Origin of the sequence: Pseudomonas marginalis, from assembly GCF_001645105.1 — a bacterium.
Classification (GTDB): Bacteria; Pseudomonadota; Gammaproteobacteria; order Pseudomonadales; family Pseudomonadaceae; genus Aquipseudomonas; species Aquipseudomonas petroselini.
Map to the genome: position 1 here is coordinate 1 of NZ_LKEG01000051.1, position 22788 is coordinate 22788.

Below are 22788 nucleotides of genomic sequence, written 5' to 3' on the forward strand. Positions count from 1 at the left end.
TTTACGCATATCCAAACACCTCAGATTTGAGCGCTATCATAGCGCCCGATTGAAGTGTCCAAAATCATTAGGCCAGTTCAAGCTTGCTCCCGCTGGGGCGCGAAGCGGCCCCGTTCTAAAGGGACTGCTGCGCAGTCCAACGGGAGCAAGCTCCCTCGCCACAGAAGGCCACCTCATAGCAAGCCCCCTCTCCACAGCTGGGCCCTTATAGCAAGCTTCCTCGCTACATCAGCCCACCCAGCCGACTGCGGTTTTGGGAATCACGTCTGACTCGTCCAACTTCGATGCAAACATGCTGACCGCCTCCACCGCATCACGGGTGCTGGTGCGAATCTGCAGGATCACCGAGCCCGCCTGGTCGGCCAGGTTGACGCCACGTTGTGCGCCTTCCTGGGTCGAGCTCATGCTGCTCACCGCATCGCGGGTTTCCGAGAGAATCATCCCGATCATCTCGGCAATTTCCGCCGTTGAGCGGCTGGTCCGCCCGGCCAGTTGCCGCACTTCATCGGCCACCACCGCAAAGCCGCGCCCCTGGTCACCCGCCCGCGCGGCCTCGATGGCTGCGTTGAGTGCCAACAGGTTGGTCTGGTCGGCGATGCCGCGAATGGTGTTGACGATGGCGGTGATCTGCTCGGATCGGTCGCCCAATTGTCCCACCAGCCGTGCAGACGCGCCGATGTTGTCGGCGATGCGGCGCATTTCAGTGGCGGTCTCTTGGATCACCTGGGTGCCATGTTCGGCAAACCGCTCGGTCTCGGACGAGATATGGTAGGCCCGGGAAGCACCACGAGAGTCTTCCTCGAACTTTTCCACGCGTTCGGTGATATCGCTGGCGAACTTGACGATCTTGACCAGCTTGCCGTCGCCGTCGTAGACCGGGTTATAGCTCGCCTCCAGCCACACCACCCGGCCATGCTTGCCCAGGCGCTTGAATTGCCCGGTGGAGAACTCGCCGTTGTTCAAGCGGCGCCAGAAGTCTGTGTATTCGCTGCTGTTGATCAGCGCCGGTTCGCAAAACAGGCGATGGTGCTTGCCTTTTATTTCTGCCAACCCATAACCCATGACGTTCAAGAAGTTTGCATTGGCATCCAGCACCTGGCCGCTCAAATCAAATTCGATCACTGCCATTGCTCGGTCCAGCGCGGTCAGCTTGCTGCGGGTCGCTGCCTCTTGCTCGACTTTGGCGGTGACGTCCAAGGCGTACTTGACCACTTTCAGTACCTGGCCACGCTCATCCAGCACCGGGTTGTAACTGGCCTCCAGCCAGACGGTCTTGCCGTTGGCGTCCACCCGTTTGAAGGTGCCTGACACAAACCTGCCAGCCTTCAGGTCAGTCCAGAACTGGCTGTAGGCCGGGCTGCTGGTCAGCTCTGGCAGGCAGAAGTCACGGTGGGACTTGCCGGCCAATTGATCGGCGCGATAACCGAGGGTCTTGAGGAAGTTGTCGTTGGCCCGCAGCACCTTGCCGTTGAGGTCGAATTCGACCACGGCCATGGAGCGTTCCAGTGCAGCTATCAGTCCTTTGTATTCAGTGGCTTCGGCCGTCCTGGCCGCCAGTTCTGTCTTGAGTGTTGTGTTGAACATGACGTGCCCTCAGCCGTGCGGAAAAACGGGTCTCTTAATTGGCTATCGGCTGAGAAATACACGACTTTATGCGGCAAAAATGTTTATTTTCTGGCGCCAAGTTATTGCTGGAGGCCGCGGTACTTAAGACTTTGCGGCGAGCGCCGCCAAACGCTCGCGCATGCCGTCGCTGGCGGCCGGGCCGGCCTGCAAAACGCAGTCCTCCAACGACACGATCTGCCCCTGCTCGCTCGCCAATATCGGCTGCAGCGGACGCCCGGTGCCCCGCTCCACCAACTCGACACTGGTGCCCTCCTCGGCGTAGTGCCGATTACCCCAGGCCACCAGCGACATCAGCACCATACGGAAGTCCTCACCCTTGGCCGTCGGCACATACTCGTCGCGCGGCGGCCGCTCGCTGTAAGGCCGACGCTCCAGCATGCCGGCCTCCACCAGTGCATTAAGGCGGCGCGTCAACATATTGGGCGCGATGCCCAGGCTGCGTGAGAACTCATCGAAACGGCGTAAGCCCTGCAGCGCGTCGCGCATGATCAAGATGCTCCACCACTCCCCTACCCGCTCAAGGCTACGGGCGATGGGGCATTCGTCGCGAGTCAGGGATTTGCGTTGCATGGAAGTTCCTATCGGTCGGTGCAAAGGTGTGTGATGCCATGTTACTTTCATGATGATAGTGACGTCCATAGAGTCTGTACCCTCAACGCAACCGGAGTCGATTGATCATGAGTAAACGCATCGTTGTGACAGGCATGGGCGCGCTGACGCCATTGGGCGCTGACGTGGAGACAACCTGGCGACGCCTGTTGGCCGGGCAGTCGGGCATTCGACGCTTGCCGCAGGCGTTGATCGGAGACCTGGCCGTGAGCATCGGTGGCCAGGTCCAGAGCGTGCTGCAAGACCCCGAAGCCGGGTTTGACCCCGATCGGCTGCTGGCGGCCAAGGAACAGCGCAAAATGGACCGCTTTATCCTGTTCGCCCTGGCGGCGGCGGATGAAGCCTTGAAGCAAGCAGGCTGGGCGCCCGAGACGCCCGAACAGCAGGCGCGCACGGCCACCATCATTGCCTCAGGCGTGGGCGGTTTCCCAGCGATCGCCGATGCGGTGCGTACCACCGACAGCAAAGGCCCACGGCGTTTGTCGCCGTTCACCATCCCCTCCTTCCTGAGCAACATGGCCGCCGGGCATGTGTCGATCAACTACGGGTTGAAAGGCCCGTTGGGTGCACCGGTCACCGCCTGTGCTGCCGGTGTACAGGCCATCGGCGACGCCGCGCGGATGATTCGCGCCGGTGAAGTCGATGTGGCGGTGTGTGGCGGTGCCGAAGCGGCCATCCATCGGGTCAGCCTCGCCGGTTTTGCGGCGGCGCGGGCATTGTCCAGCGACTTCAATGACACGCCCGAACGCGCCTCCCGCCCTTTCGACCAGGCGCGCGACGGTTTCGTCATGGGTGAAGGCGCCGGTATTCTCGTCATCGAAGCGCTGGAGCACGCCCTGGCGCGGGGCGCGCAACCGATTGCAGAGTTGGTCGGATACGGCACCAGCGCCGATGCCTATCACATGACCGCGGGCCCGGAAGACGGCGACGGTGCGCAACGCGCGATGCTGCAGGCCTTGCGTCAGGCCGGTATCGATGCGGATCAGGTGCAGTACTTGAACGCCCACGCCACCTCGACACCGGTGGGTGACAAAGGTGAATTGGCCGCAATCAGAACGGTCTTCGGTGCTGGCGGCAGCCTGGCGATCAGTTCGACCAAATCCGCCACCGGCCACCTGCTCGGGGCGGCGGGCGGGATCGAAGCCATCTTCACCGTACTCGCCCTGCGCGACCAGGTGGCTCCGGTAACGCTCAACCTGGAAAACCCCGACGCCCTTGCTGACGGTCTGGACCTGCTGCGTGGTCAAGCCCGGCCAATGCCGATTGAGTACGCGCTGTCCAATGGCTTCGGCTTTGGCGGCGTGAATGCCAGCGTACTGTTCCGCCGCTGGGCGTAGTTTGCCCCCTCCGTCATTTTCGGGGACCATGGCGCCTTTCTGAACCAGCCAACGAGAGGCGCCCATGGCCAACCACGACCTGCACTACACCCCGGACCCAGATGCCGATTCGATTTCTTCCGATGTGATCGGCTTCAACGGCATCCTGGTGTCCACCCAGATCCCGACCCGCGCCGACGGCAGCCTGGAACTGGGCGACATCACCCAGCAGAGCGAATGCACCCTTCAAGCCCTGAAAGTTGCCCTGGAAAAGGCCGGCAGCGGCATGGACCGGGTGATGCACCTGACCATTTATCTGACGGACATGGCCGACCGCGCCGCTTTCAACGAGGTCTACAAACGCTTCTTCGCCAAGCCCTGGCCGGTGCGTGCGGCAGTTGGCGTGGCCGCGTTGGCGGTAGAGGGTATGCGCGTGGAAGTCACCGCGATGGCTGCCAAAGCCTGAGTCAGGCTCCACCAGCGCTCACAATCGGACAATGCGCGGATGCTTGTAGGGGTTTTCATCGCTACAATGCCCGCCTCGACCGTGACAAGCCTGACTAAAAAAACTATGTCCTTGCCCAAGCACCACCTGGAATTGCTCAGCCCTGCCCGCGATGTCGCCATCGCACGCGAGGCCATTTTGCACGGCGCCGACGCCATCTACATTGGCGGGCCTAGCTTCGGCGCCCGCCATAACGCCTGTAACGACGTGAGCGACATCGCTTCCCTGGTGGAATTCGCCCGCCGTTACCACGCCCGCGTCTTCACCACCATCAACACCATCCTGCACGACAACGAACTGGAACCCGCGCGCAAGCTGATCCATCAGCTCTACGACGCCGGTGTCGACGCGTTGATCGTGCAAGACCTGGGCGTGATGGAGCTGGATATTCCGCCCATCGAGCTGCACGCCAGCACCCAGACCGACATTCGCACCCTGGCCCGCGCCAAGTTTCTCGACCAGGCCGGTTTCTCGCAGTTGGTATTGGCCCGTGAGCTGAACCTGCAAGAGATCCGCGCCATTGCCGACGAAACCGAGGCCGCCGTTGAGTTCTTCATCCACGGCGCGCTGTGCGTGGCATTCTCCGGCCAGTGCAACATCTCGCACGCGCAGAACGGCCGCAGCGCCAACCGTGGCGATTGCTCCCAGGCCTGCCGCCTGCCGTACACCTTGAAAGATGACCAGGGCCGCGTCGTGGCCTTTGAAAAGCACCTGCTGTCGATGAAAGACAACAACCAGAGCGCCAACCTGCGCGCCCTGGTCGAAGCCGGCGTGCGTTCATTCAAGATCGAAGGCCGCTACAAGGACATGGGCTATGTGAAGAACATCACCGCCTATTACCGTCAGCGCCTCGACGAGATTCTCGAAGACCGCCCGGACCTGGCCCGTGCTTCCAGCGGCCGCACCGCGCACTTCTTCTTGCCCGACCCGGAAAAAACCTTCCACCGTGGCAGCACCGACTATTTCGTCAGTGACCGCAAGATCGACATCGGCGCCTTCGACACCCCGACCTTCACCGGCCTGCCGGTGGGCGTGGTGGAAAAAGCCGGCAAGCGCGACCTGCAAGTGGTCACCCATGAGCCGCTGTCCAATGGTGACGGCCTGAATGTGCTGGTCAAGCGCGAAGTGGTGGGTTTCCGCGCCAACATCGCCGAGCCTAAAGGTGAGTTCGAGGAAGACGGCGAGAAGCGCTACCGCTACCGCGTCGAGCCGAATGAAATGCCGGCCGGCCTGCATCAACTGCGTCCGAACCACCCGCTGAACCGCAACCTCGATCACAACTGGCAACAGGCGCTGTTGAAGACCTCGTCCGAGCGCCGTATCGGCCTGTCTTGGGTTGCTCGTTTGCGTGAAGAGCAGCTTGAAGTCATCGCCACCAGTGAAGAAGGCATCAGCGCCAGCGTCACCCTGCCCGGCCCGTTTGGTGTGGCCAACAAGCCGGAACAGGCGCTGGACACCCTGCGTGACCTGCTCGGCCAACTGGGCACTACCGAGTACCACGCGACGAACATTCAGCTGGATGCGCCGCAAGCGTTCTTCATCCCCAATTCGCAGCTCAAGGCCCTGCGCCGTGAAGTGATCGAGGCGCTGACCACCGCTCGCATTGCCGCTCACCCACGCGGTGGCCGCAAGGCCGAAACCTCGCCGCCGCCGGTCTACCCGGATGCGCACCTGTCGTTCCTGGCCAACGTCTACAACCAGAAAGCCCGTGATTTCTACCACCGGCACGGTGTGAAGCTGATCGACGCCGCCTTCGAGGCTCACGAAGAAACCGGCGAAGTCCCGGTGATGATCACCAAGCACTGCCTGCGCTTCTCGTTCAACCTGTGCCCTAAACAAGCTAAGGGTGTGACGGGCGTGAAGACCAAGGTCGCGCCGATGCAGTTGATCCACGGCGACGAAGTGCTGACCCTGAAGTTCGACTGCAAACCCTGCGAGATGCACGTGGTAGGCAAGATCAAGGGGCACATCCTCGGGCTACCGCAGCCGGGCAGCGTGGTGGAGCATTTCAATCCGGAAAATATCATCTTTCAGGGCACGCACTAACCCTGCGGGAGCGGGGCCACCACCAGCCCCGCTGCAACCCTGCAGCCGCCAATAGAATGGCCGCCACCCCCAGCCATTGCAGCCAGCCCAGGCGATGCCCGAAGGCGATCCAATCAACGAAGATCGCCGCAATCGGGTAGATAAACGACAGTGCGCCGGTAATGGCCGTGGGCAGCTTCTGGATCGCCCCGTACAGCAATACATACATCAAACCGGTGTGCACCACGCCGAGCGTCACCACTGCCGTCCAGGCGTTGGTCGAGTCCGGCAGGCTATGCCAGGGCACCCTCGGCGCGAGTAACAACGCGCCGGTGGTCACCTGGATCAACGCCATCAAATGCGGCGGCACTTCTTTTAGACGTTTGATGATCAGCGCCGCTATCGCGTACAGGAAGGCCGCGCCCAGCGCCAATGCGATGCCTGCCAGGTAATCGTCGCCGGTCTGTTGATCGCCATGCGCGGTGACAATCGCCAGCATCCCCAGGAACGCCACGCTCAGCCACGCCAATTTCTGCACGGTGATCTTTTCACCCAGGAACAGCGCTGCCAGCATCACCAACAAGAACGGCTGCACGTTGTACACCGCCGTGCTGATGGCAATCGACGCGCGGGAATAGGATTCGAACAACAGCAGCCAGTTGCCGACAATCGCCACGCCGCTGAGCATCGCCAGGCCCAACGTGGCCCAACTCAGCAGGTCCAGGCGCAAGTAGCCCAGCAGTGCGCACACCAGCAACAGTGTCAGGCCGCCGATGACACAGCGCCAGAACACCACCTCGATCACCGACACGCCGGAGACCAAGACAAACCAGCCAATGGTGCCCGAGATCAGCATGGCGGCGACCATTTCCCACGACCCGCGACGGATGGATGTATCCATGATTGAGGCTCCTCAAGTGAGGCTCAAGTATGGCAATCTGCGGGTCAGTGGCTCCAGCGACTAAAAAAGGCAAAACTGCCAGATCACCTTTTCTTATTAGGCAAATACCATGATCGACACCATCGACCAGCAACTGATCGCCGCCTTGATGGACGACTCGCGCCTGTCCCTCAAGGCCCTGGCGGGCATCACCGGGCTGTCGTCACCCAGCGTTGGCGAACGCCTGCGCCGCCTGGAAGAGCGCGGCGTGCTCACCCACTACACCGTCGACATCGACGCCAAGCACTTTGGCTACCTGCTGCAAGCCATCGTGCGCATCCGCCCGTTGCCAGGCAAATTGCAGGAGGTGGAGCGTCAGATCCAGGCCATCCCCGAATTCACCGAGTGCGACAAGGTCACGGGCGAAGACTGCTTCATCGCGCGGTTGCACGTACGCACCATGGACCATCTCGACAGTTTGCTCGACCGGATCAACGCGTATGCCGAAACCAACACGGCAATCGTCAAGAAAACCCCGGTGAAACGGCGCTTGCCGCCTTTGGCGGATTAGCGTCTCCACTATTCGTGCAGCGTCTTAGCCGCCGCCAGCAACCCCTGGAACTTGTGATAACGCGCCTCCAATACTGCTCGCTGCGTGGCATCGGGGAAGTACCGCGCTTTCACCGCCATCCCTGCCTGAAGCAAGGCCGCCCCTTGGCCGATCGCCAGAAACCCCAGCTTCGCCGCGCCCACGCAGGCACTCAACTCACTTCCGTGCAAGGTGAAGACCTCCCGCTGCAGGATATTGGCCAGCAACTGCGCCCAATATTCACTCCGCGCGCCGCCGCCGACCAGGGCGCAGGCGCCGAGGTTGGCCCCGGCGGACTCCACCGCGTGCAACGCATCCAGCAAACCAAACCCCACCCCCTCCATCACCGCATAACCCAACATGGCTGGCGTGCAGTCATGGCCAAGGCTCATAAAGCCACCGCGCAATAACGGATCGTTGTGCGGCGTGCGTTCACCGGCGAGGTAAGGCAGGAACAACGGCGTGTCCAGGGGCACCGGTTGCCCCATCGGCAATTGCGCCTGCACCTGATCCAACAGTGTTTGCTCATCCGGCATGCCCGTCAGGCGCGTCACCCAGCGCAAGCAACTGGCGCCGGCGAGCATCGCGCCCATGGTGTACCAACGGCCCGGCAGTGCATGGCAGAAGCTGTGTACCGCGCTGGCCGGGTTGCCGGCGGCGTGGTCGGTGATGGCGACGACGGCCGCGCTGGTGCCCAGGGTGATAAACCCGTCCCCTGCATTGATTGCACCGATACCCACCGCCGCCACCGGGTTATCGCCACCGCCGCCGGCGATAACGACCGAAGCAGGCAAGCCCAGTCCGTCCACTGTTAACCCAGCGCTGGCGGCACCGCCTTCCACCAACCTGGGCATCTGCTCAAGCGTGAGGCCTGTTGCCCGCAGCATCGGGACGAACCACTCACGCCGTGCCACATCCAGCCACAACGTACCCGCAGCGTCGGACATTTCGCTGATACGCTCGCCACTCAAGCGCAAACGCAGGTAATCCTTGGGTGACAGCACGCAGTCGATGGCCTTGAACACCGCTGGCTCATGCTGTTGCAGCCACAGCAGTTTCGGCGCGGTCAGCCCGGCCATCGGCAAGCTGCCGGTCACGTCCGCGAACGCCGCGCCCAGCTGCTCGGCCTCGGCGATGGCGCGGGAGTCATCCCACAGGATCGCCGGGTACAACACGCGGTTGTCAGCTCCCAGCAATACCGCGCCGTGCATCTGCCCGGAGAGGCCGATACAGGCCACGTGGGCGAACGCCGCATGCCCGCGCAACTCGGTCAGCGCCTGTAAACACGCCTGCCACCAGTCTTCCGGCGCCTGCTCGGACCAGCCGCTGTGGCGCCGCGACACACTCAGGCGCACGCCGGCGTGGGCCAGCACCTGCCCGTCGAGGTCCATCAGGATGGCCTTGAGTTCCGAGGTGCCGAGGTCAATGCCGAGGGAAACAGGACGGCTCATATGCAGGTCTTCCAATCAATCGCAGCCACATGAATTACGCCATTGCAAGGTCGGCGCCAGGCGCACGCTGTGGGGCGGTGCGGTGGGACACGCCATGCGTTGCAACAGCAGGTTTACCGCCTGGGCGCCGAGTGCCTGGACCGGCTGAGCGATCAAGGTCAGGCGCGGCACGAAAAAATCCGCCCAGTCGAAATCATCAAAACCCACCAGGGCCATCTGTGACGGCACGTCGATCTGCGCGTCACGCAGGGCCTGCATGGCGCCGAGCGTCATCAGGTTGTTACCGGCCATGATCGCCGTGGGCGGCGCGGCCAAGCCGAGCAGTTGCACCGTGGCTTGGCGGGCGGGCTCAGTATTGGAGCCACCGTTGACCAGCAGTTGCGGATCAAACGCCAGCCCTGCCGCCTGCAGCGCAGCCCGATACCCGGCAACGCGCTCGTCGGTGGTGCTGAACCCCTCGCGCCCGGCGATAAAGCCGATCCGACGGTGACCATGGGCAATCAGGTGCTCAACCAGGGCCTGGGTCGGCTGGGCATTCTCCACCCCGACCTGGTCGAAGTGCTCGCTCATCATGCGGTCCACCAGCACCGCGGGAATCTCGTTGGCTCGCAGGTACGCCAGGGCCTTGGAGCCGTTTGACGGCGCCAGCACAATCCCGTCGACCCGTCGATGATGCAGCGCCGTGACCACCCGCAATTCCTGCTCCGGGTCGTCGTGGGTGTCGACAAACAGCATCATGAAGCCGTGCTTGGCGCACTCGGTTTCAATCGCGTGCACGGTTTCGCTGAAGTAATGGTTGGACAGCGCAGAAATCGCCACGCCGATGGTGTTGGTACTGGAGCGGGCCAGCGAGCGCGCCAGGGTGTTGGGGATGTACCCCAACGCCTGGATCGCGTGCTGCACCGCCTGCACCGTGGCCGGGCTGACTTTGCGGGTGCCGTTCAACACGTGTGACACGGTCGACGTCGACACCCCTGCCCGGCTTGCCACGTCATCCATGGTCACCACAGTGCAGTTCCTCTCACTGGATCAATGTTTGCTCGACCAACCACTGTAGGTAGCGACGTTGTCGCGGGTAATCAGTTTTGGCGTGAGCAGGGTAATCGCTTCGGCAGGGGCTTTGTCGTTGAGAATGTCATTGCCCACGTTCACTGCCGTTTGCGCCATGGCCCAGGGGTCCTGGCTGGCCGATGCCTGGATCTGCGTGTCGGTCTTCAGCGCGTTCTCGATATCCGGCGCACCGTCCACCGAGGTGATGATGATGCCGCTGCGCTTGAGCTGCTTGGCCGCCAGGTCGCTGCCGATGGCTTGCGGGTCGTTGATCGCGAACAGTCCGTCGATTTTCGGGAAGCGCGTGAGATAACCCTGCATCACGTTCAGCCCGCCTTCGCGGGAACCCTTGCCGTCCTGGTCATCGGACAGCACTTTGATCTCCGGCGCGGCCGCCAGTGCGGACTTGCAGCCTTTGACCCGGTCAGTCACGGCGGTGACTTGCGGGCCGTTCTGGATAATCACATTGCCCTTGCCGGCCAGCTTGTCCACCAGGTACTGGCAGGCCAGCTTGCCGGCTTCGACGTTGTCGGTCTGCACGGTGGCGTTCACGCCCTTGGCGTCCACGTCCACGGCGACCACGACGATGCCTGCGTCGCGGGCTTTCTTGATCGCCGAGGCCATGGCGGACGGGTCGACGGCGTTGATCAGGATCAGGTCGACCTTGGAGGAGATGAAGTTATCGATCTGCGAAAACTGTTTGCTCAGGTCATAGTCGGCGGACACCGAGGTGACCTTGACGTTGGGGTTCAACTCTTTGGCCTTGGCGGTCGCGCCGTCGGCCAGGGTCACGAAATACGGGTTGCCCAGTGAGCCCATGCTGATGCCGAGCGCTTTCAACTCTCGGGCCTCGACGACGTGGGACATCAGGGCAGCCAAGGCAATGACGGGAAACATGCGTTTAAGGTTCATGCGGGTCTCTCTTGTGATTGTTGTATGAGTGAAATCAGGTCCGCGCACCGGACTGGCGATAACGATCCAGCGCCACGGCGCCAATGATCACGATGCCCTTGATGATGTACTGCCAGATGTCCGAGACGCCCAGCAGCACCAAACCGTTGGTGAGTACCGCGATAATCAGGGCACCGATCAGCGTGCCGCCGATGGTGCCGACGCCGCCGGTAAAGCTGGTGCCGCCGAGGATCACCGCGGCGATCGCATCCAGCTCATAGGATTGCCCCAGTTGCAGGCCGTTGGCGGCGAACAGGCGCGACGCGCTCATCACCGCGCCCAGCCCGGCCAACGCGCCGGACATGGCGTAGACAAACAGCAGCACCTTCCACACCTTGATCCCCGACAACCGCGCCGCTTCGGGGTTACCGCCCACCGAATAAATCTGCACGCCCATCACCGTGCGGCGCAGGATGAACCACGACAGCGCCACCACCGCCACGGCGATCACCACCAGCCAGGGCACACCGAGGATCGAATCATTGCCGATAAAGGCAAACGGCAGGTCCGGGTTGAAGACGGTCTTGTCGTCCGCCAGCAGGCGAGCCAGGCCGCGCATGGCGGTCAACGCACCGAGGGTGACGATAAACGGCGGCAGGCGCATGAAGGCGATCAACCCGCCGTTGACCAACCCGAGTAGCAGCCCGAAGCCGATACCGGCGGCGATCCCGAACATGCCGAACTGCGGCGACATTGACGCTTGCAACGCCACCACAGCCGACGCCGCCAGGATCGCGCCCACCGACAGATCGATCCCCGCCGTGAGGATCACAAAGGTCATGCCCGCCGCCAGCACCACGTTCACCGAGGCTTGCTGGGTAATGATCGACAGGTTCTGCACCGTCAGGAAGTTCTCACTGGCCAAGGCAAAGCCCACCAGCAACAGGATCAGCACCGGCAACATGCCCACCGTGCGCATCAGTTCGCGTGCGCGCTCAGCCTTACCGATTGTTGCAACATTCAATTCAGCCATTGGCTACCACCTGATCGCCACCGGTGGCGAGGTCAATAATACGTTCCTGGGAAATAACCTGGCCTGACGCGCCGCCGACTTCAGCCACCAACTGGCCTTCGCGCATGATCAGCACGCGGTCGCAGGTGCCGATGATTTCCGGCAGTTCGCTGGAGATCACCACGATGCCAACGCCGGCCTGGGCCAGTTGATTGATGATGCGGTAGATTTCGGACTTGGAGCCGATGTCCACGCCGCGCGTGGGCTCGTCGAGGATCAGCACATGCGGCTTGACCTCCAGCAGTCGCGCCAGCAGCACCTTCTGTTGATTGCCGCCGGACAAGGCGCCGACATTGACCTTGCCCGACGCCACGCGGATCGACAGAGACTTGATCGCGTCCGTGGCGCGCTGCGCGGCATGCCCGCGATCCAGTACGCCGGCATGGGCATCCGGCACGCAGGCGCAGACGTTGATGTTGTCGGCCACGCTCATGTCCAGGAACAGGCCCTGGGCCTTGCGGTCTTCGGTGAGGTAAACGACGCCTGCGCGAATGGCATCCGCCGGGGTGCGCAGTTGCGTGACGGTCTTGCCGACCACTTCCAGCGTGCCGGAGGTGCGCGGGTCGGCGGCGAAGATCAGGCGCGCCAGCTCGGTGCGCCCTGCCCCGACCAGGCCGGCAATGCCCAGCACTTCCCCGGCATGCAGGTCGAAACTGCAGTTGCGCACACGCTTACCGTCGGCCATGTCGCGCACACGCATCACCACGTTGCCGGGGTTGTACGCCGCGTGTTCCTTCTTGTAGAAGCCGGACAGGTCACGACCCACCATCATTTTCACCAGCACTTCGGCCGACAGCGCCTCGCGGGTCAGTTCGCCGATGTATTGGCCGTCGCGCAGCACCGACACACGGTCCGACAACTCATAGATCTCGGCCATGCGGTGGCTGATATAGATGATCGCCAACCCCTGGCTGCGCAGCTGTTTGATCAGCGCGAACAGGCGGTCGGTCTCACGGGAAGACAACGGCGTGGTGGGTTCGTCCATGACCAGGATCTTGGCGTGGGCGTGCAAGGCGCGGGCGATTTCCACCAGTTGGCGTTCGGCGATCGACAGGCTGCTGACCCGCGTTGCCGGGGTGAACTCCGCGCCCAGGCGTTGCAGCACTTCGATGCAACCGGCCTCCATGCCCTTGCGGTCGATGGTCCAACCGCGCCGGAGTTCGCGGCCCAGGTAGATGTTCTCGGCCACGCTCAGGTTGGGGCACAGGCTCAGTTCCTGGTAGATCACGGCGATGCCGAGGGCTTTGGCGGTGGCAGGGTCGAAGGTGGGAATGGCTTGACCGCCAATGCGGATTTCACCGCCAGGGTCGGCTTGGTAGGCACCGGAGAGGATTTTCATCAGGGTGGACTTGCCGGCGCCGTTCTCCCCCATCAAGGCGTGGATTTCGCCGGGGTAGACCTTCAGGCCGACATTCTTGAGCACGCGCAAACCGTTGAAGGTTTTGCTGATGCCCTGCATCTCAAGCAAGGGTTCAAGGCTCATCTATGAGCTCCTGGATTTTATTATTTTTGTATTCGCGCTCCTTGGATCAGAGCCGATTGCCACCGACTCTAATCAGATACATTTGCTTACGCAAGCGCTTGCTTGCGCCGTTTGTCGCAAGATGAATCGTTTCATCAAGCGCTTTTTTGGCTATTTCGGCATTTCTAACGTTTTGGCAACATGCGCAGCAAGGTGTTGTCCCGTACCCAATAATGGTGGAACAGCCCCGCTGCCGCGTGCAGGCCGATCAACCAGTAACCGGTACTGCCCAGCCACTCATGCCAGTGTTTGAACTGCTTGGCCAGATCCGGGTCAGGCGCCACCAGCGAGGGCAACGGAAACTCCAGATAAGGCAGCGGTTTGCCGGCGGCGTTGAGCATCAACCAGGCCAGTAGCGGCGTAACGATCATCAGGCCGTACAACGCCATGTGCATCAAGTGCGATACGCCCGTCTGCCAGGCAGGTGGGCGCGGCACAATCGGTGGCCGCGGCGCCAGGCGCGCCCATAGGCGCAGCCAGACCAGCAGGAAAATCCCGATGCCGAACAGTGCGTGGCCGCCCAGGAACACGCCCTTGAGCGCATGGCCGCGAGGCAGCAGGCCTTTGATTTCAATGCAGCCATAGACGCCGACGAACAGCGCCAGCATCAACCAGTGCAGGGTCATCGATAGCCTTGCGTAGCGTTGCGTGATCAGGGGGTAGCTCATGGGAAACACACCTTGTGCAGGAGGGCGGCCTTACGTGGCCGGGAAGAGTCGGCGCCACCCTGCCCTACAAGTCTTAAGGCAATCTGAAGATCGATAGAACGGTCATTTTCGCCACATTTTCGCCACCTTCAGACTTCGTTAAGAAATGCCTTTGATACTCCTCCCAACTTCACTGGGGAGGCGTAACGCCAATGCCCGATATCGATTGGAACACGCCATTACCGCTGCTGTTTGGTCAGGCCGACAGCACACCGTTGCGCCTGGCTCGCGCCCTGCCCCAAGACCCTCAGCGCCCTGACTTCGAAGCGTTTATCCAACAGCGTTTTCGCATCGCCCACGGGGCCGATATCCGCCATTTCATGCCGCAGCTATTCGGCGTCAGCCAGGCCAACGGTGACCTGTGCGCCGTCGCCGGCGTACGCCTGGCGAGCGCAGAGCCGTTGTTCCTGGAGCGTTATCTGGACCATGCGGTCGAGCCGCTGATCAGCGCCGCCGCCGAACACCCGGTAGAGCGCAGCGCCATTGCCGAAGTCGGCAACCTCGCGGCCAGCGATACCGGCAGTGCGCGCCTGAGCATCATCGCCATTACCTGGCTGCTCGCCATGGGGGGCCTGGAGTGGGTGGCGTTCACCGGCAATATCGGCCTGGTCAACAGCTTCCACCGCCTCGGCTTAAAGCCCGTCACCCTCTGCGCGGCCGACCCGCAGCGCCTGGGCGATGACCGCCACCACTGGGGCAGTTACTACGAAAGCCAACCTTGGGTGCATGTCGGCAATATCCGCGCCGGATTCGTCCATTTGCGCAACATGGGCCTGTTCGCGCGCCTGGGGTTGCCTACCACGATCGAGGACACCAGCCATGTCGCCTGAAACCTGTCGCTTCCACGCCGTACTGCGCGGCCATGCCGAACGCAACGATGGCGCCATCGCCCTGTGGGGTGACGCAATGAAAATGGACTACACCTCATTGTTCGCCGAAGTGGCGTATCGACAGGAGCGCCTGCGCGATGAGGGCGTCAAGGTCGTGGCCCTGGCCCTGGACAACGGCGTGGACGCGATGCTGTGGGACCTGGCGGTGTTGTTCGAAGGGTTGACTTGCCTGACTCTCCCGCCGTTCTTCAGTCCAGCCCAGCGCATCCACTGCCTTGAACAGAGTCACGCCGAACGGGTGATCGCCGAGCCTTACCTGGAGGCAGAATTGCTGGCCGGCGGTTACCGTCAATCCGGCGACTTCTGGTGCCGCGCCTTTGAAGGCCGACCTTCCATGCCTTCGGGCACCGCCAAGGTGACCTTCACGTCCGGCACCACCGGAACGCCCAAGGGGGTCTGCCTGAGCGCCGACAGCCTGCTTCGGGTCGCCCGCGAGTTGCATCAGGCGAGCCACATCACCGATCCGCGCCATCACCTGGCGCTGTTGCCCATTGCGATTTTGCTGGAAAACCTCGGCTGCTACGCGGCGCTATATGCCGGCGCCACGCTGAGTGTGCCCAGCCAGAAGAGCCTGGGCATCCAGGGCGCCAGCGCGGTGGACGCCGCACAGTTGCTCGGGTGCCTGGCGACGCGCCAGCCCCACAGCCTGATCCTGGTTCCGCAATTGCTGTTGATGCTGGTGATCGCCGCCGAGCAAAGGGCATTCAGCCCCCAGGGCCTGCGATTTGCCGCCGTCGGCGGTGCCCGTGTGTCCAAGGCCTTGCTGCAACGCGCACACCGGCTGGGCATGCCGGTCTACGAAGGTTACGGGCTCTCGGAATGTGCCTCTGTGGTATGCCTGAACGCCCCCGGGGCGCAGCGTCCAGGCAGTGTCGGGCGGCCGTTGCCCCATGTTGAAATCCGCTTGGCCGAAGACGATGAGGTGCTGATCAAGGGTTCGACACTGCTCGGCTACCTGGGCCAGCCCGGTCAGCCCGAACAATGGTGGCCCACCGGCGATCTCGGTGACTTTGACGCGGACGGGTTTCTTTACCTCAAGGGCCGCAAGAAGCATCAATTCGTCACCAGCTACGGACGCAACGTCAACCCCGATTGGGTCGAGGCCGAGTTGACCCAGGACGGCGTCATCGCCCAGGCGTTCGTCTATGGCGAAGCGCTGCCGGAGAACCACGCCTTGCTCTGGCCTCATCGCGCCGACTGCAGCGACAGCCAACTGGCCGCCGCCGTGGCGCAGGCCAACGTCGGCCTGCCCGACTACGCCCAGGTACATCGCTGGACCCGCCTGGCAGAACCCTTTACCGCAACCAATGGCCTGCTCACCGCCAATGGTCGACCACGGCGCGACGCTATTGTCGCCCGGTATCAAGCCCAACTTGCCCCGCGACTCAACGAGGAGACCTCATCGTGAATTTTTTCGACACGCTTCAAGAAGCCACCCAACAGGAACGCCAGGCACTGTTCAATTTGCCGATTATTCGGGAGGCCCTGGAGGGCAAGGTCAGCCTGGAAAGCTATCGCGCGTTCCTGACCCAGGCTTACTACCACGTCCGGCATACCGTGCCGTTGATGATGGCCTGCGGTGCGCGCCTGCCGTCGCGCCTGGAGTGGTTGCGCAAGGCCGTCTGTGAGTACATCGAGGATGAATATGGCCATGAACAATGGGTGCTCAATGACATCGCCGCCTGTGGCGGTGACCAGGACGCCGTGCGTGACGGGCGCCCTGGCTTGCCCATCGAGCTGATGGTCAGTTACCTCTATGACCTGATCGCCCGTGACAACCCGGTCGGCCTGTTCGGCATGGTCAATGTGCTGGAAGGCACCAGCATCGCCCTGGCCACCCATGCGGCCGGCAGTATCCGTGAGCGTTTGCATCTGCCTGACACGGCGTTCAGTTACTTGAGCTCCCACGGGGCCCTGGACATCGGCCACATGGAAACCTACCGACGCTTGATGAACAGCCTGGAAGACCCCGACGACCAGGCCGCGGTGATCCGCGCATCCAAGGTGGTATACGCCCTCTACACCGACATGTTCCGTAGCCTGCCGCGCCTCGGGGAGGCTTCCGATGCGCCTGTCTGATGCGCGCGTGGTGTTGACCGGCGCCAGCGGTGGCATCGGCCTGGCAATTGCCACCGCCCTGTGCGCCAGCGGCGCGCGGGTGCTGGCCGTGGCCCGTCATCGGGTACCGCTGGAGGGCTTGCTTGAGCGCTACCCCCAGCAGCTGTGCTGGGTCGGTGCCGACCTGACCTTCCTCGCTGACCGCCGTAAGGTGCTGGCCGCCGCCGAAGCCATCGGGGGGGTGAACCTGCTGATCAACGCCGCCGGTATCAACCACTTTGCCATGCTGGAACAGCTGGACGACAACGACATCAACGGCATGCTGGCACTCAACATTACCGCGCCCATCTGCCTGACCAAGCTGCTGCTGCCGCTGCTCAAGCAAGCGCCGAGCGCCATGGTCGTGAATGTCGGCTCAACCTATGGCTCCATCGGTTACCCCGGCTACGCCACCTACTGCGCCACCAAGTTCGCCTTGCGCGGGTTTTCCGAAGCCTTGCGCCGGGAACTGGCCGACACCCGTGTCGGCGTGCTGTACGTGGCGCCACGTGCGACCCGGACCCCGATGAACAGCCCGGCGGCGCAGGCCTTGAACGATGCGCTCAAGGCCAATGTCGACGACCCGAACACGGTGGCGCACGCGGTCATCCAGGCGATTGCCAACGAACGCCGCGACCTGTACCTGGGCTGGCCGGAGCGCTTCTTTGTGCGTCTCAACAGCCTGTGGCCGAACCTGGTCGACCGAGGGTTGCGTAAACAGCTGCCGCTGGTACGTCGCTTGATCGATAAACCCGTGAAAAAGGACCTGAAACCATGAAACGACTGCTTACCGCGCTGCTGCTCTGTGCCTTGAGCCCCTTCACCTGGGCGCTGGACACCGCCGACCAGCAGCGCCTGAACGATATCCAGGCACGCTGGGCACAGATCCAATACAACCTGCCGGAGGAACAACGTACCCAAGCGTTCGAACAACTGGCCGCCCAGACGACGGCTTTCACCCAGGCCCGCCCGCAGACCGCCGAGGCGTGGATCTGGTCGGGGATTGTCACCAGCAGTTGGGCCGGTGCCCAAGGCGGGCTCGGTGCGTTGAGCAAGGTCAAGCGGGCCAAGGTTGATCTGGAAACAGCCCTCGCCCTGGATCCGAAGGCACTGCAAGGCTCGGCCTACACCAGCCTGGCGGCGTTGTACGACCGCGTACCCGGCTGGCCGATCGGCTTCGGCGATGCGGACAAGGCGCAACAGTTACTGAAACAGGCCTTGCAACTCAACCCGGCGGGCATTGATAGTCTGTACTTTTGGGGAGACCACCTGTACCGGCAAAAACGTTATGACGAAGCGCGTGAGGCTTTGCAAAAAGCCCTGCTGGCCGCGCCACGACCCGGTCGGGAAACCGCCGATGCCGGGCGGCGCAAAGAGATCGAAAGCCTGCTGGCCGACATCCATAAAAAACTCAACTAACCAGGAGTCCGCGTGCGCCTATTACTGATCGAGGATGACGACGCATTGGGGGGAGGCATTCACCAGGCACTGGCGCGTGAGGGGTATACCGTCGACTGGCTGCAAGACGGCAGCAGTGCCTTGCATGCCCTGCTCAGCGAAACTTTTGACGCCGTGGTGCTTGACCTTGGCCTGCCACGCATGGACGGACTGGAAGTGCTGCGTCGCCTGCGCGACAGTGGCGCAACCGTGCCGGTGCTGATCCTCACGGCGCGCGACGCCACCGAAGACCGCATCGCCGGGCTCGATGCCGGCGCCGATGACTACCTGGTCAAACCGTTCGACCTGGCTGAACTCAAGGCGCGTCTGCGCGCCTTGTTGCGCCGCAGTGCCGGGCGTGCCCGGGTGGTAATCGAGCACGCGGGTATCTGCCTGGACCCGAGCACGCAGCAGGTCAGTTATCACGGTGTCCCCGTGCTTCTCACCCCCAAGGAATATCAGCTGCTGCACGAACTGCTATCGCCGCCCGGCCGCGTCATGACCCGTGACCAGTTGATGCAATTGCTCTACGGCTGGAACGAAGAAGCCGAAAGCAACACCCTGGAGGTGCACATCCATCACCTGCGTAAGAAGTTCTCCAGCGAACTGATTCGCACCGTCCGAGGTGTGGGCTATCTGGTCGAGGAGCGCCGATGACTTCGATTCGGCGACGAACCCTGACCCTTATTATTGGCCTGCTGCTCACCGGGCTGCTGGTGATCAGCGTGCTGAACCTGCATGACAGCAATCACGAAATCGCCGAAGTCTACGACGCACAACTGGCGCAAAACGCGCGGCTGCTCCAAGGCGTCATGAGCATGCCGCTGGCCAGCAAAGACCAGGCAGACCTGTATCGCGCCTTCAATAAAGCCTTGGGCGAAGCCATGCCCAAGGTGGATGGGCACCCTTATGAAAGTAAAATCGCCTTTCAGGTGTGGAACCCGCAGGACGAGCTGCTGGTGTTTACCGCCAGTGCCCCTTCCTTCTCGAAGCCCCCCGCACAGCCGGGGTACAGCAACATCAACGACCTCAATGGTCGGCAATGGCGCGGCTTCGTGCTCAAGGACAAGGACAATGGCCTGCGCATCTGGGTGGGCGAACGCGACGATGTACGGTCCGACCTGGTGCAACGCATCGTGCGGCATACCCTGTGGCCCAATGTGTTGGGTAGCCTGATCCTGGCCGCGATGGTCTGGCTGGCCATTGGTTGGGGGCTCAAGCCGCTGGCCGATATGGCTGCCACGTTGCGTGCGCGGCACTCTGGCTCACTGGAACCGATGCAACTGACCCCCTTGCCCACGGAGCTGGAGCCCATGCAGGCGGCATTGAACCGCATGCTGGCGCAGATCCAAGAGATGCTCGGCCGTGAACGCCGCTTTATCGCCGACGCCGCCCACGAAATGCGTACGCCCCTGGCGGTATTGCGGGTGCACGCGCAAAACCTGCTGGAAGCCGGCACAGACACCGAACGCCGCGAGTCCCTGGCTTTTCTGATCACCGGCGTCGACCGCACCACCCGCCTGGTCAACCAATTGCTGACCATGGCGCGCCTTGAACCCAGCGCCACACAGCCATCCGTACAAACCATCGACCTGGCAACGACAGTGCGTGAAACGCTGATCCAGCTGACACCCTGGCTGCTGAGCAAAGGCCTTGAGCTGGTGTTCGACGTGGACGATGCGCCGTACCGCGTGACGACCGATGCCGGCGTAATCAACATCGCCCTGACCAACCTGGTGACCAATGCCGCGAATTTCTCTCCTGAACACGGGGTCATTACGGTGAGGTTGTGCCAGGTCCCCCAGCGTTTCGTGCTGACCGTGGATGACCAAGGGCCCGGCATTGAAGAAAGTGAGCGTGACCGCCTCTTCGAGCTGTTTTACAGCCGGGGCAACGCCGAAGGCGCCGGCCTGGGCCTGACCATCGTACACACCATTGCCCAGCGCCTCGGCGGCCAGGTGCGCCTGGAAAACCTGGCGGCCGGAGGGCTGAGAGCAACGCTGGAAATCCCGCAGTCATGACCGACTGTGGGGGGCACGTTGATGTGTCACTTGAGGACGACAGCGCGCGCCAATGCATTCAAACGAATGCATGCCGTCGACGCGACAGCCAATGCCCCGCTCCGCGAGCTGAACCGTGCCTCAGGGTTCCATAGCGCCATTTATTTGGGTAAGAGTACCCAGGTCGCCAGTAGCGTGACGTGATGAACAGCACTGAACGGGCGCCCCGACCCCGTTGTCAGCATACATCCGTTTGAGTGTATTCGTACCGCGCGGGGTGCGGTATCTGCTATCGTCCAAGGACCTCATCTCCTCCTCATCGCGTTGCTGCGATTTTCTGTGAGTATGCTCTGCGGCCGTGTCAACGACGCGTCCGGGCCTTATCTGCACGGACAACAACGCAGTGGACAAACCAGCTCTTGGCACCTCGCCCGAACCCCAATCGCGGGCCGAAAAAATCGTCGAGTTCAAACGGCAGAAAACCCTGCTCAAGACCGGCGCCCTGCAGGACGCGATCTTCAACAGCGCGTACTTTTCCAGCATCGCCACCGACGAGAAAGGCGTCATCCAGATCTTCAACGTCGGCGCCGAACGCATGCTCGGCTATGCCGCCGCCGATGTGGTCAACCGCATCACCCCTGCCGACATCTCCGACCCCGTCGAACTGATCACCCGCGCCGCCGCCCTCAGCCTTGAGCTGGACACACCGATCACGCCGGGTTTCGAAGCGCTGGTGTTCAAGGCCTCGCGTGGCATCGAAGACATCTATGAGCTGACCTATATCCGCAAGGACGGCAGTCGCCTGTCGGCCATGGTCTCGGTGACCGCCCTGCGCAACCGCTACGACACCATCATCGGCTACCTCTTGATCGGCACCGACAACACCGCGCGCAAGCAGGAAGAAGCCGAGCGCAAAGGCTTCGAACGGGCGCTGGAAGAGAAGAACCTGGAGCTGGAACATGCCAGCCATATGAAGTCCGAGTTCCTCGCCACCATGTCCCATGAACTGCGCACGCCGTTGAATGCGGTGATCGGCTTTTCCGAAGCGCTCAAGGATGGCCTGGTCGGCGAAATGAGCGACACCCAACGCGAATACATCGGCGACATTTTCACCAGCGGCCAGCACCTGCTGTCGCTGATCAATGACATCCTCGACCTGTCCAAGGTCGAGGCCGGGATGATGGAACTGGAGCTGGAAGCCGTGGAGCTGGCGGGGTTATTGGCCAACAGCCTGTTGATCGTGCGGGAAAAAGCCGCGCTGCAACGCATCCAGTTGAAACTCGAAAGCCCCGAAGACCTCGGCTGCCTGGCGCTGGACCTGCGCAAGACCAAACAGATCGTCTACAACCTGCTGGCCAACGCCGTAAAGTTCAGCGAGCACGGCAGCTCAGTGACCCTGACGGTGCGCCAGGTGCCCCGCGAGCAAGTCGGGCAGATTCCAGGCGAATGGCCGGTGTACAACTTTGCCTTGCCCGATAGCCCCCACCAACAGTTCCTCGAGTTGAGCGTCAGCGACACAGGCATCGGGATTGCCGAGGACGACATGGGCAAGTTGTTCAAGGCATTCAGCCAGATCGACAGTAGCCTGGCGCGCAAATTCGAAGGCACCGGCCTGGGGCTGGCGATGGTCAAGCAATTGACGGACCTGCATGGCGGCAGCGTCGCCGTGGCCAGCCGCGCAGGCTGTGGCGCACGCTTTGTGGCCTGGCTGCCGCTGCACCGCGCTGCGGAGGCTGCATGGCCAATATCCTGATCGTTGAAGACAATGAGGCCAATATGCGCCTGGCGCGCTTATTGCTCGTGAATGCAGGTCACACCGTGCTGTGGGCGCCCGATGCCGAAACCGGCCTGACCCTGGCCCGCGAACAGCAACCGGCGCTGATCCTGATGGACATCCAGTTGCCGGGCATGGACGGCCTGGCCGCCACCGCGCTGCTCAAGCGTGACCCGCTTACCGCACACATCCCGGTGATCGCCCTGACGGCCATGGCGATGAAAGAAGACCGTGAAAAAACCCGGCTGGCCGGTTGTGACGCCTACATCATCAAGCCGCTGCGTTACAAAGAGCTGTACCAGGTGATCGACACCTTGCTGCAACAGCACACAAAACCCCTCATATGA

The 22788-nt window shown here is 62.5% G+C and carries 22 protein-coding genes and 1 pseudogene; 13 read left to right on the forward strand and 10 right to left on the reverse strand.

Translation table 11 applies throughout. From position 1 onward, the window contains the following. Positions 1 to 228: 228 nt before the first annotated feature. From AO064_RS31905 to AO064_RS21795, 3 genes and pseudogenes are all read right to left on the reverse strand, one after another. The gene (locus AO064_RS31905; RefSeq protein ID WP_224265899.1) at positions 229 to 813 is read right to left on the reverse strand and encodes a methyl-accepting chemotaxis protein; all 585 of its coding nucleotides are present in this window, start codon (positions 811 to 813) and stop codon (positions 229 to 231) included. Positions 814 to 816: 3 nt separating this feature from the next. Further along, positions 817 to 1584, reverse strand: a pseudogene (locus AO064_RS31910) (PAS domain-containing protein); the annotation flags it as partial. A gap of 123 nt (positions 1585 to 1707) precedes the next feature. Then, positions 1708 to 2196 carry a winged helix-turn-helix transcriptional regulator gene (locus AO064_RS21795; protein WP_064054625.1) on the reverse strand — a complete coding sequence of 163 codons (489 nt, stop codon included), beginning with the start codon at positions 2194 to 2196 and terminating at the stop codon, positions 1708 to 1710. Positions 2197 to 2303: 107 nt separating this feature from the next. Between AO064_RS21795 and fabF the strand changes: the two genes are divergently transcribed. The 3 genes from fabF to AO064_RS21810 all read left to right on the forward strand — a co-directional run bounded on the left by fabF (position 2304) and on the right by AO064_RS21810 (position 6102). Beyond that, complete coding sequence (gene fabF / locus AO064_RS21800) at positions 2304 to 3572, forward strand: beta-ketoacyl-ACP synthase II (RefSeq protein ID WP_064054626.1); 1269 nt, start codon at positions 2304 to 2306, stop codon at positions 3570 to 3572. Positions 3573 to 3636: 64 nt separating this feature from the next. Continuing rightward, on the forward strand, positions 3637 to 4017 hold the full coding sequence (locus AO064_RS21805) for a RidA family protein (protein ID WP_012724285.1): 381 nt from the start codon (positions 3637 to 3639) through the stop codon (positions 4015 to 4017). A 105-nt stretch (positions 4018 to 4122) separates the two neighbouring features. Then, positions 4123 to 6102: a peptidase U32 family protein gene (locus AO064_RS21810; RefSeq protein WP_046036327.1), complete on the forward strand. Its 1980-nt coding sequence runs from the start codon at positions 4123 to 4125 to the stop codon at positions 6100 to 6102. Here the strand turns inward: AO064_RS21810 and AO064_RS21815 are convergent. Then, on the reverse strand, positions 6080 to 6982 hold the full coding sequence (locus tag AO064_RS21815; protein WP_064054627.1) for a DMT family transporter: 903 nt from the start codon (positions 6980 to 6982) through the stop codon (positions 6080 to 6082). The two genes, AO064_RS21810 and AO064_RS21815, sit on opposite strands and share 23 nt — an antisense overlap. Before the next feature lie 109 nt (positions 6983 to 7091). On the opposite strand from AO064_RS21815, the gene AO064_RS21820 reads away from it, so the two are divergent. Continuing rightward, entirely contained in the window at positions 7092 to 7532 is a 441-nt protein-coding gene (locus AO064_RS21820; RefSeq protein ID WP_064054628.1) for an Lrp/AsnC family transcriptional regulator, read from the forward strand. A gap of 8 nt (positions 7533 to 7540) precedes the next feature. On the opposite strand, the gene xylB is transcribed toward AO064_RS21820, so the two are convergent. From xylB to AO064_RS21850, 6 genes are all read right to left on the reverse strand, one after another. Further along, a complete protein-coding gene (gene xylB, locus AO064_RS21825) occupies positions 7541 to 9001 on the reverse strand; it encodes a xylulokinase (RefSeq protein WP_064054629.1) in 1461 nt (486 codons plus the stop codon). A 15-nt stretch (positions 9002 to 9016) separates the two neighbouring features. Further along, on the reverse strand, positions 9017 to 10009 hold the full coding sequence (locus tag AO064_RS21830; protein ID WP_064054630.1) for a LacI family DNA-binding transcriptional regulator: 993 nt from the start codon (positions 10007 to 10009) through the stop codon (positions 9017 to 9019). A gap of 21 nt (positions 10010 to 10030) precedes the next feature. Continuing rightward, positions 10031 to 10963: an ABC transporter substrate-binding protein gene (locus tag AO064_RS21835; RefSeq protein ID WP_064054631.1), complete on the reverse strand. Its 933-nt coding sequence runs from the start codon at positions 10961 to 10963 to the stop codon at positions 10031 to 10033. Between the two features lie 34 nt (positions 10964 to 10997). Next, positions 10998 to 11975 carry an ABC transporter permease subunit gene (locus tag AO064_RS21840; RefSeq protein WP_012724293.1) on the reverse strand — a complete coding sequence of 326 codons (978 nt, stop codon included), beginning with the start codon at positions 11973 to 11975 and terminating at the stop codon, positions 10998 to 11000. Beyond that, positions 11968 to 13497: a sugar ABC transporter ATP-binding protein gene (locus AO064_RS21845; RefSeq protein WP_064054632.1), complete on the reverse strand. Its 1530-nt coding sequence runs from the start codon at positions 13495 to 13497 to the stop codon at positions 11968 to 11970. The genes AO064_RS21840 and AO064_RS21845 overlap by 8 nt, the downstream gene beginning before the upstream one ends. 164 nt (positions 13498 to 13661) lie before the next feature. After that, complete coding sequence (locus tag AO064_RS21850; RefSeq protein WP_064054633.1) at positions 13662 to 14204, reverse strand: cytochrome b; 543 nt, start codon at positions 14202 to 14204, stop codon at positions 13662 to 13664. Positions 14205 to 14395: 191 nt separating this feature from the next. Here AO064_RS21850 and AO064_RS21855 point away from each other — a divergent pair, with 191 nt between their 5' ends. The 9 genes from AO064_RS21855 to AO064_RS21895 all read left to right on the forward strand — a co-directional run bounded on the left by AO064_RS21855 (position 14396) and on the right by AO064_RS21895 (position 22788). Further along, complete coding sequence (locus AO064_RS21855; RefSeq protein WP_064054634.1) at positions 14396 to 15073, forward strand: thermostable hemolysin; 678 nt, start codon at positions 14396 to 14398, stop codon at positions 15071 to 15073. Next, complete coding sequence (locus tag AO064_RS21860) at positions 15063 to 16541, forward strand: AMP-binding protein (RefSeq protein ID WP_064054635.1); 1479 nt, start codon at positions 15063 to 15065, stop codon at positions 16539 to 16541. The genes AO064_RS21855 and AO064_RS21860 overlap by 11 nt, the downstream gene beginning before the upstream one ends. Beyond that, complete coding sequence (locus AO064_RS21865; protein ID WP_064054636.1) at positions 16538 to 17212, forward strand: iron-containing redox enzyme family protein; 675 nt, start codon at positions 16538 to 16540, stop codon at positions 17210 to 17212. Before AO064_RS21860 ends, AO064_RS21865 begins: the two co-directional genes overlap by 4 nt. Next, positions 17199 to 18008, forward strand: a complete 810-nt coding sequence (locus AO064_RS21870; protein WP_064054637.1) for an SDR family oxidoreductase — start codon at positions 17199 to 17201, stop codon at positions 18006 to 18008. Before AO064_RS21865 ends, AO064_RS21870 begins: the two co-directional genes overlap by 14 nt. Next, positions 18005 to 18649, forward strand: coding sequence for a tetratricopeptide repeat protein (locus AO064_RS21875; RefSeq protein WP_064054638.1), 645 nt, complete (start codon positions 18005 to 18007; stop codon positions 18647 to 18649). The genes AO064_RS21870 and AO064_RS21875 overlap by 4 nt, the downstream gene beginning before the upstream one ends. A 12-nt stretch (positions 18650 to 18661) precedes the next feature. Continuing rightward, positions 18662 to 19324 (forward strand): response regulator, encoded by a 663-nt coding sequence (locus AO064_RS21880; RefSeq protein WP_064054639.1) that lies wholly within the window; start codon positions 18662 to 18664, stop codon positions 19322 to 19324. Continuing rightward, a complete protein-coding gene (locus tag AO064_RS21885; RefSeq protein WP_064054640.1) occupies positions 19321 to 20688 on the forward strand; it encodes a sensor histidine kinase in 1368 nt (455 codons plus the stop codon). The genes AO064_RS21880 and AO064_RS21885 overlap by 4 nt, the downstream gene beginning before the upstream one ends. A gap of 382 nt (positions 20689 to 21070) precedes the next feature. Next, positions 21071 to 22420, forward strand: coding sequence for a sensor histidine kinase (locus AO064_RS21890; protein WP_064054641.1), 1350 nt, complete (start codon positions 21071 to 21073; stop codon positions 22418 to 22420). Further along, positions 22405 to 22788 carry a response regulator gene (locus tag AO064_RS21895; RefSeq protein WP_012724304.1) on the forward strand — a complete coding sequence of 128 codons (384 nt, stop codon included), beginning with the start codon at positions 22405 to 22407 and terminating at the stop codon, positions 22786 to 22788. Before AO064_RS21890 ends, AO064_RS21895 begins: the two co-directional genes overlap by 16 nt.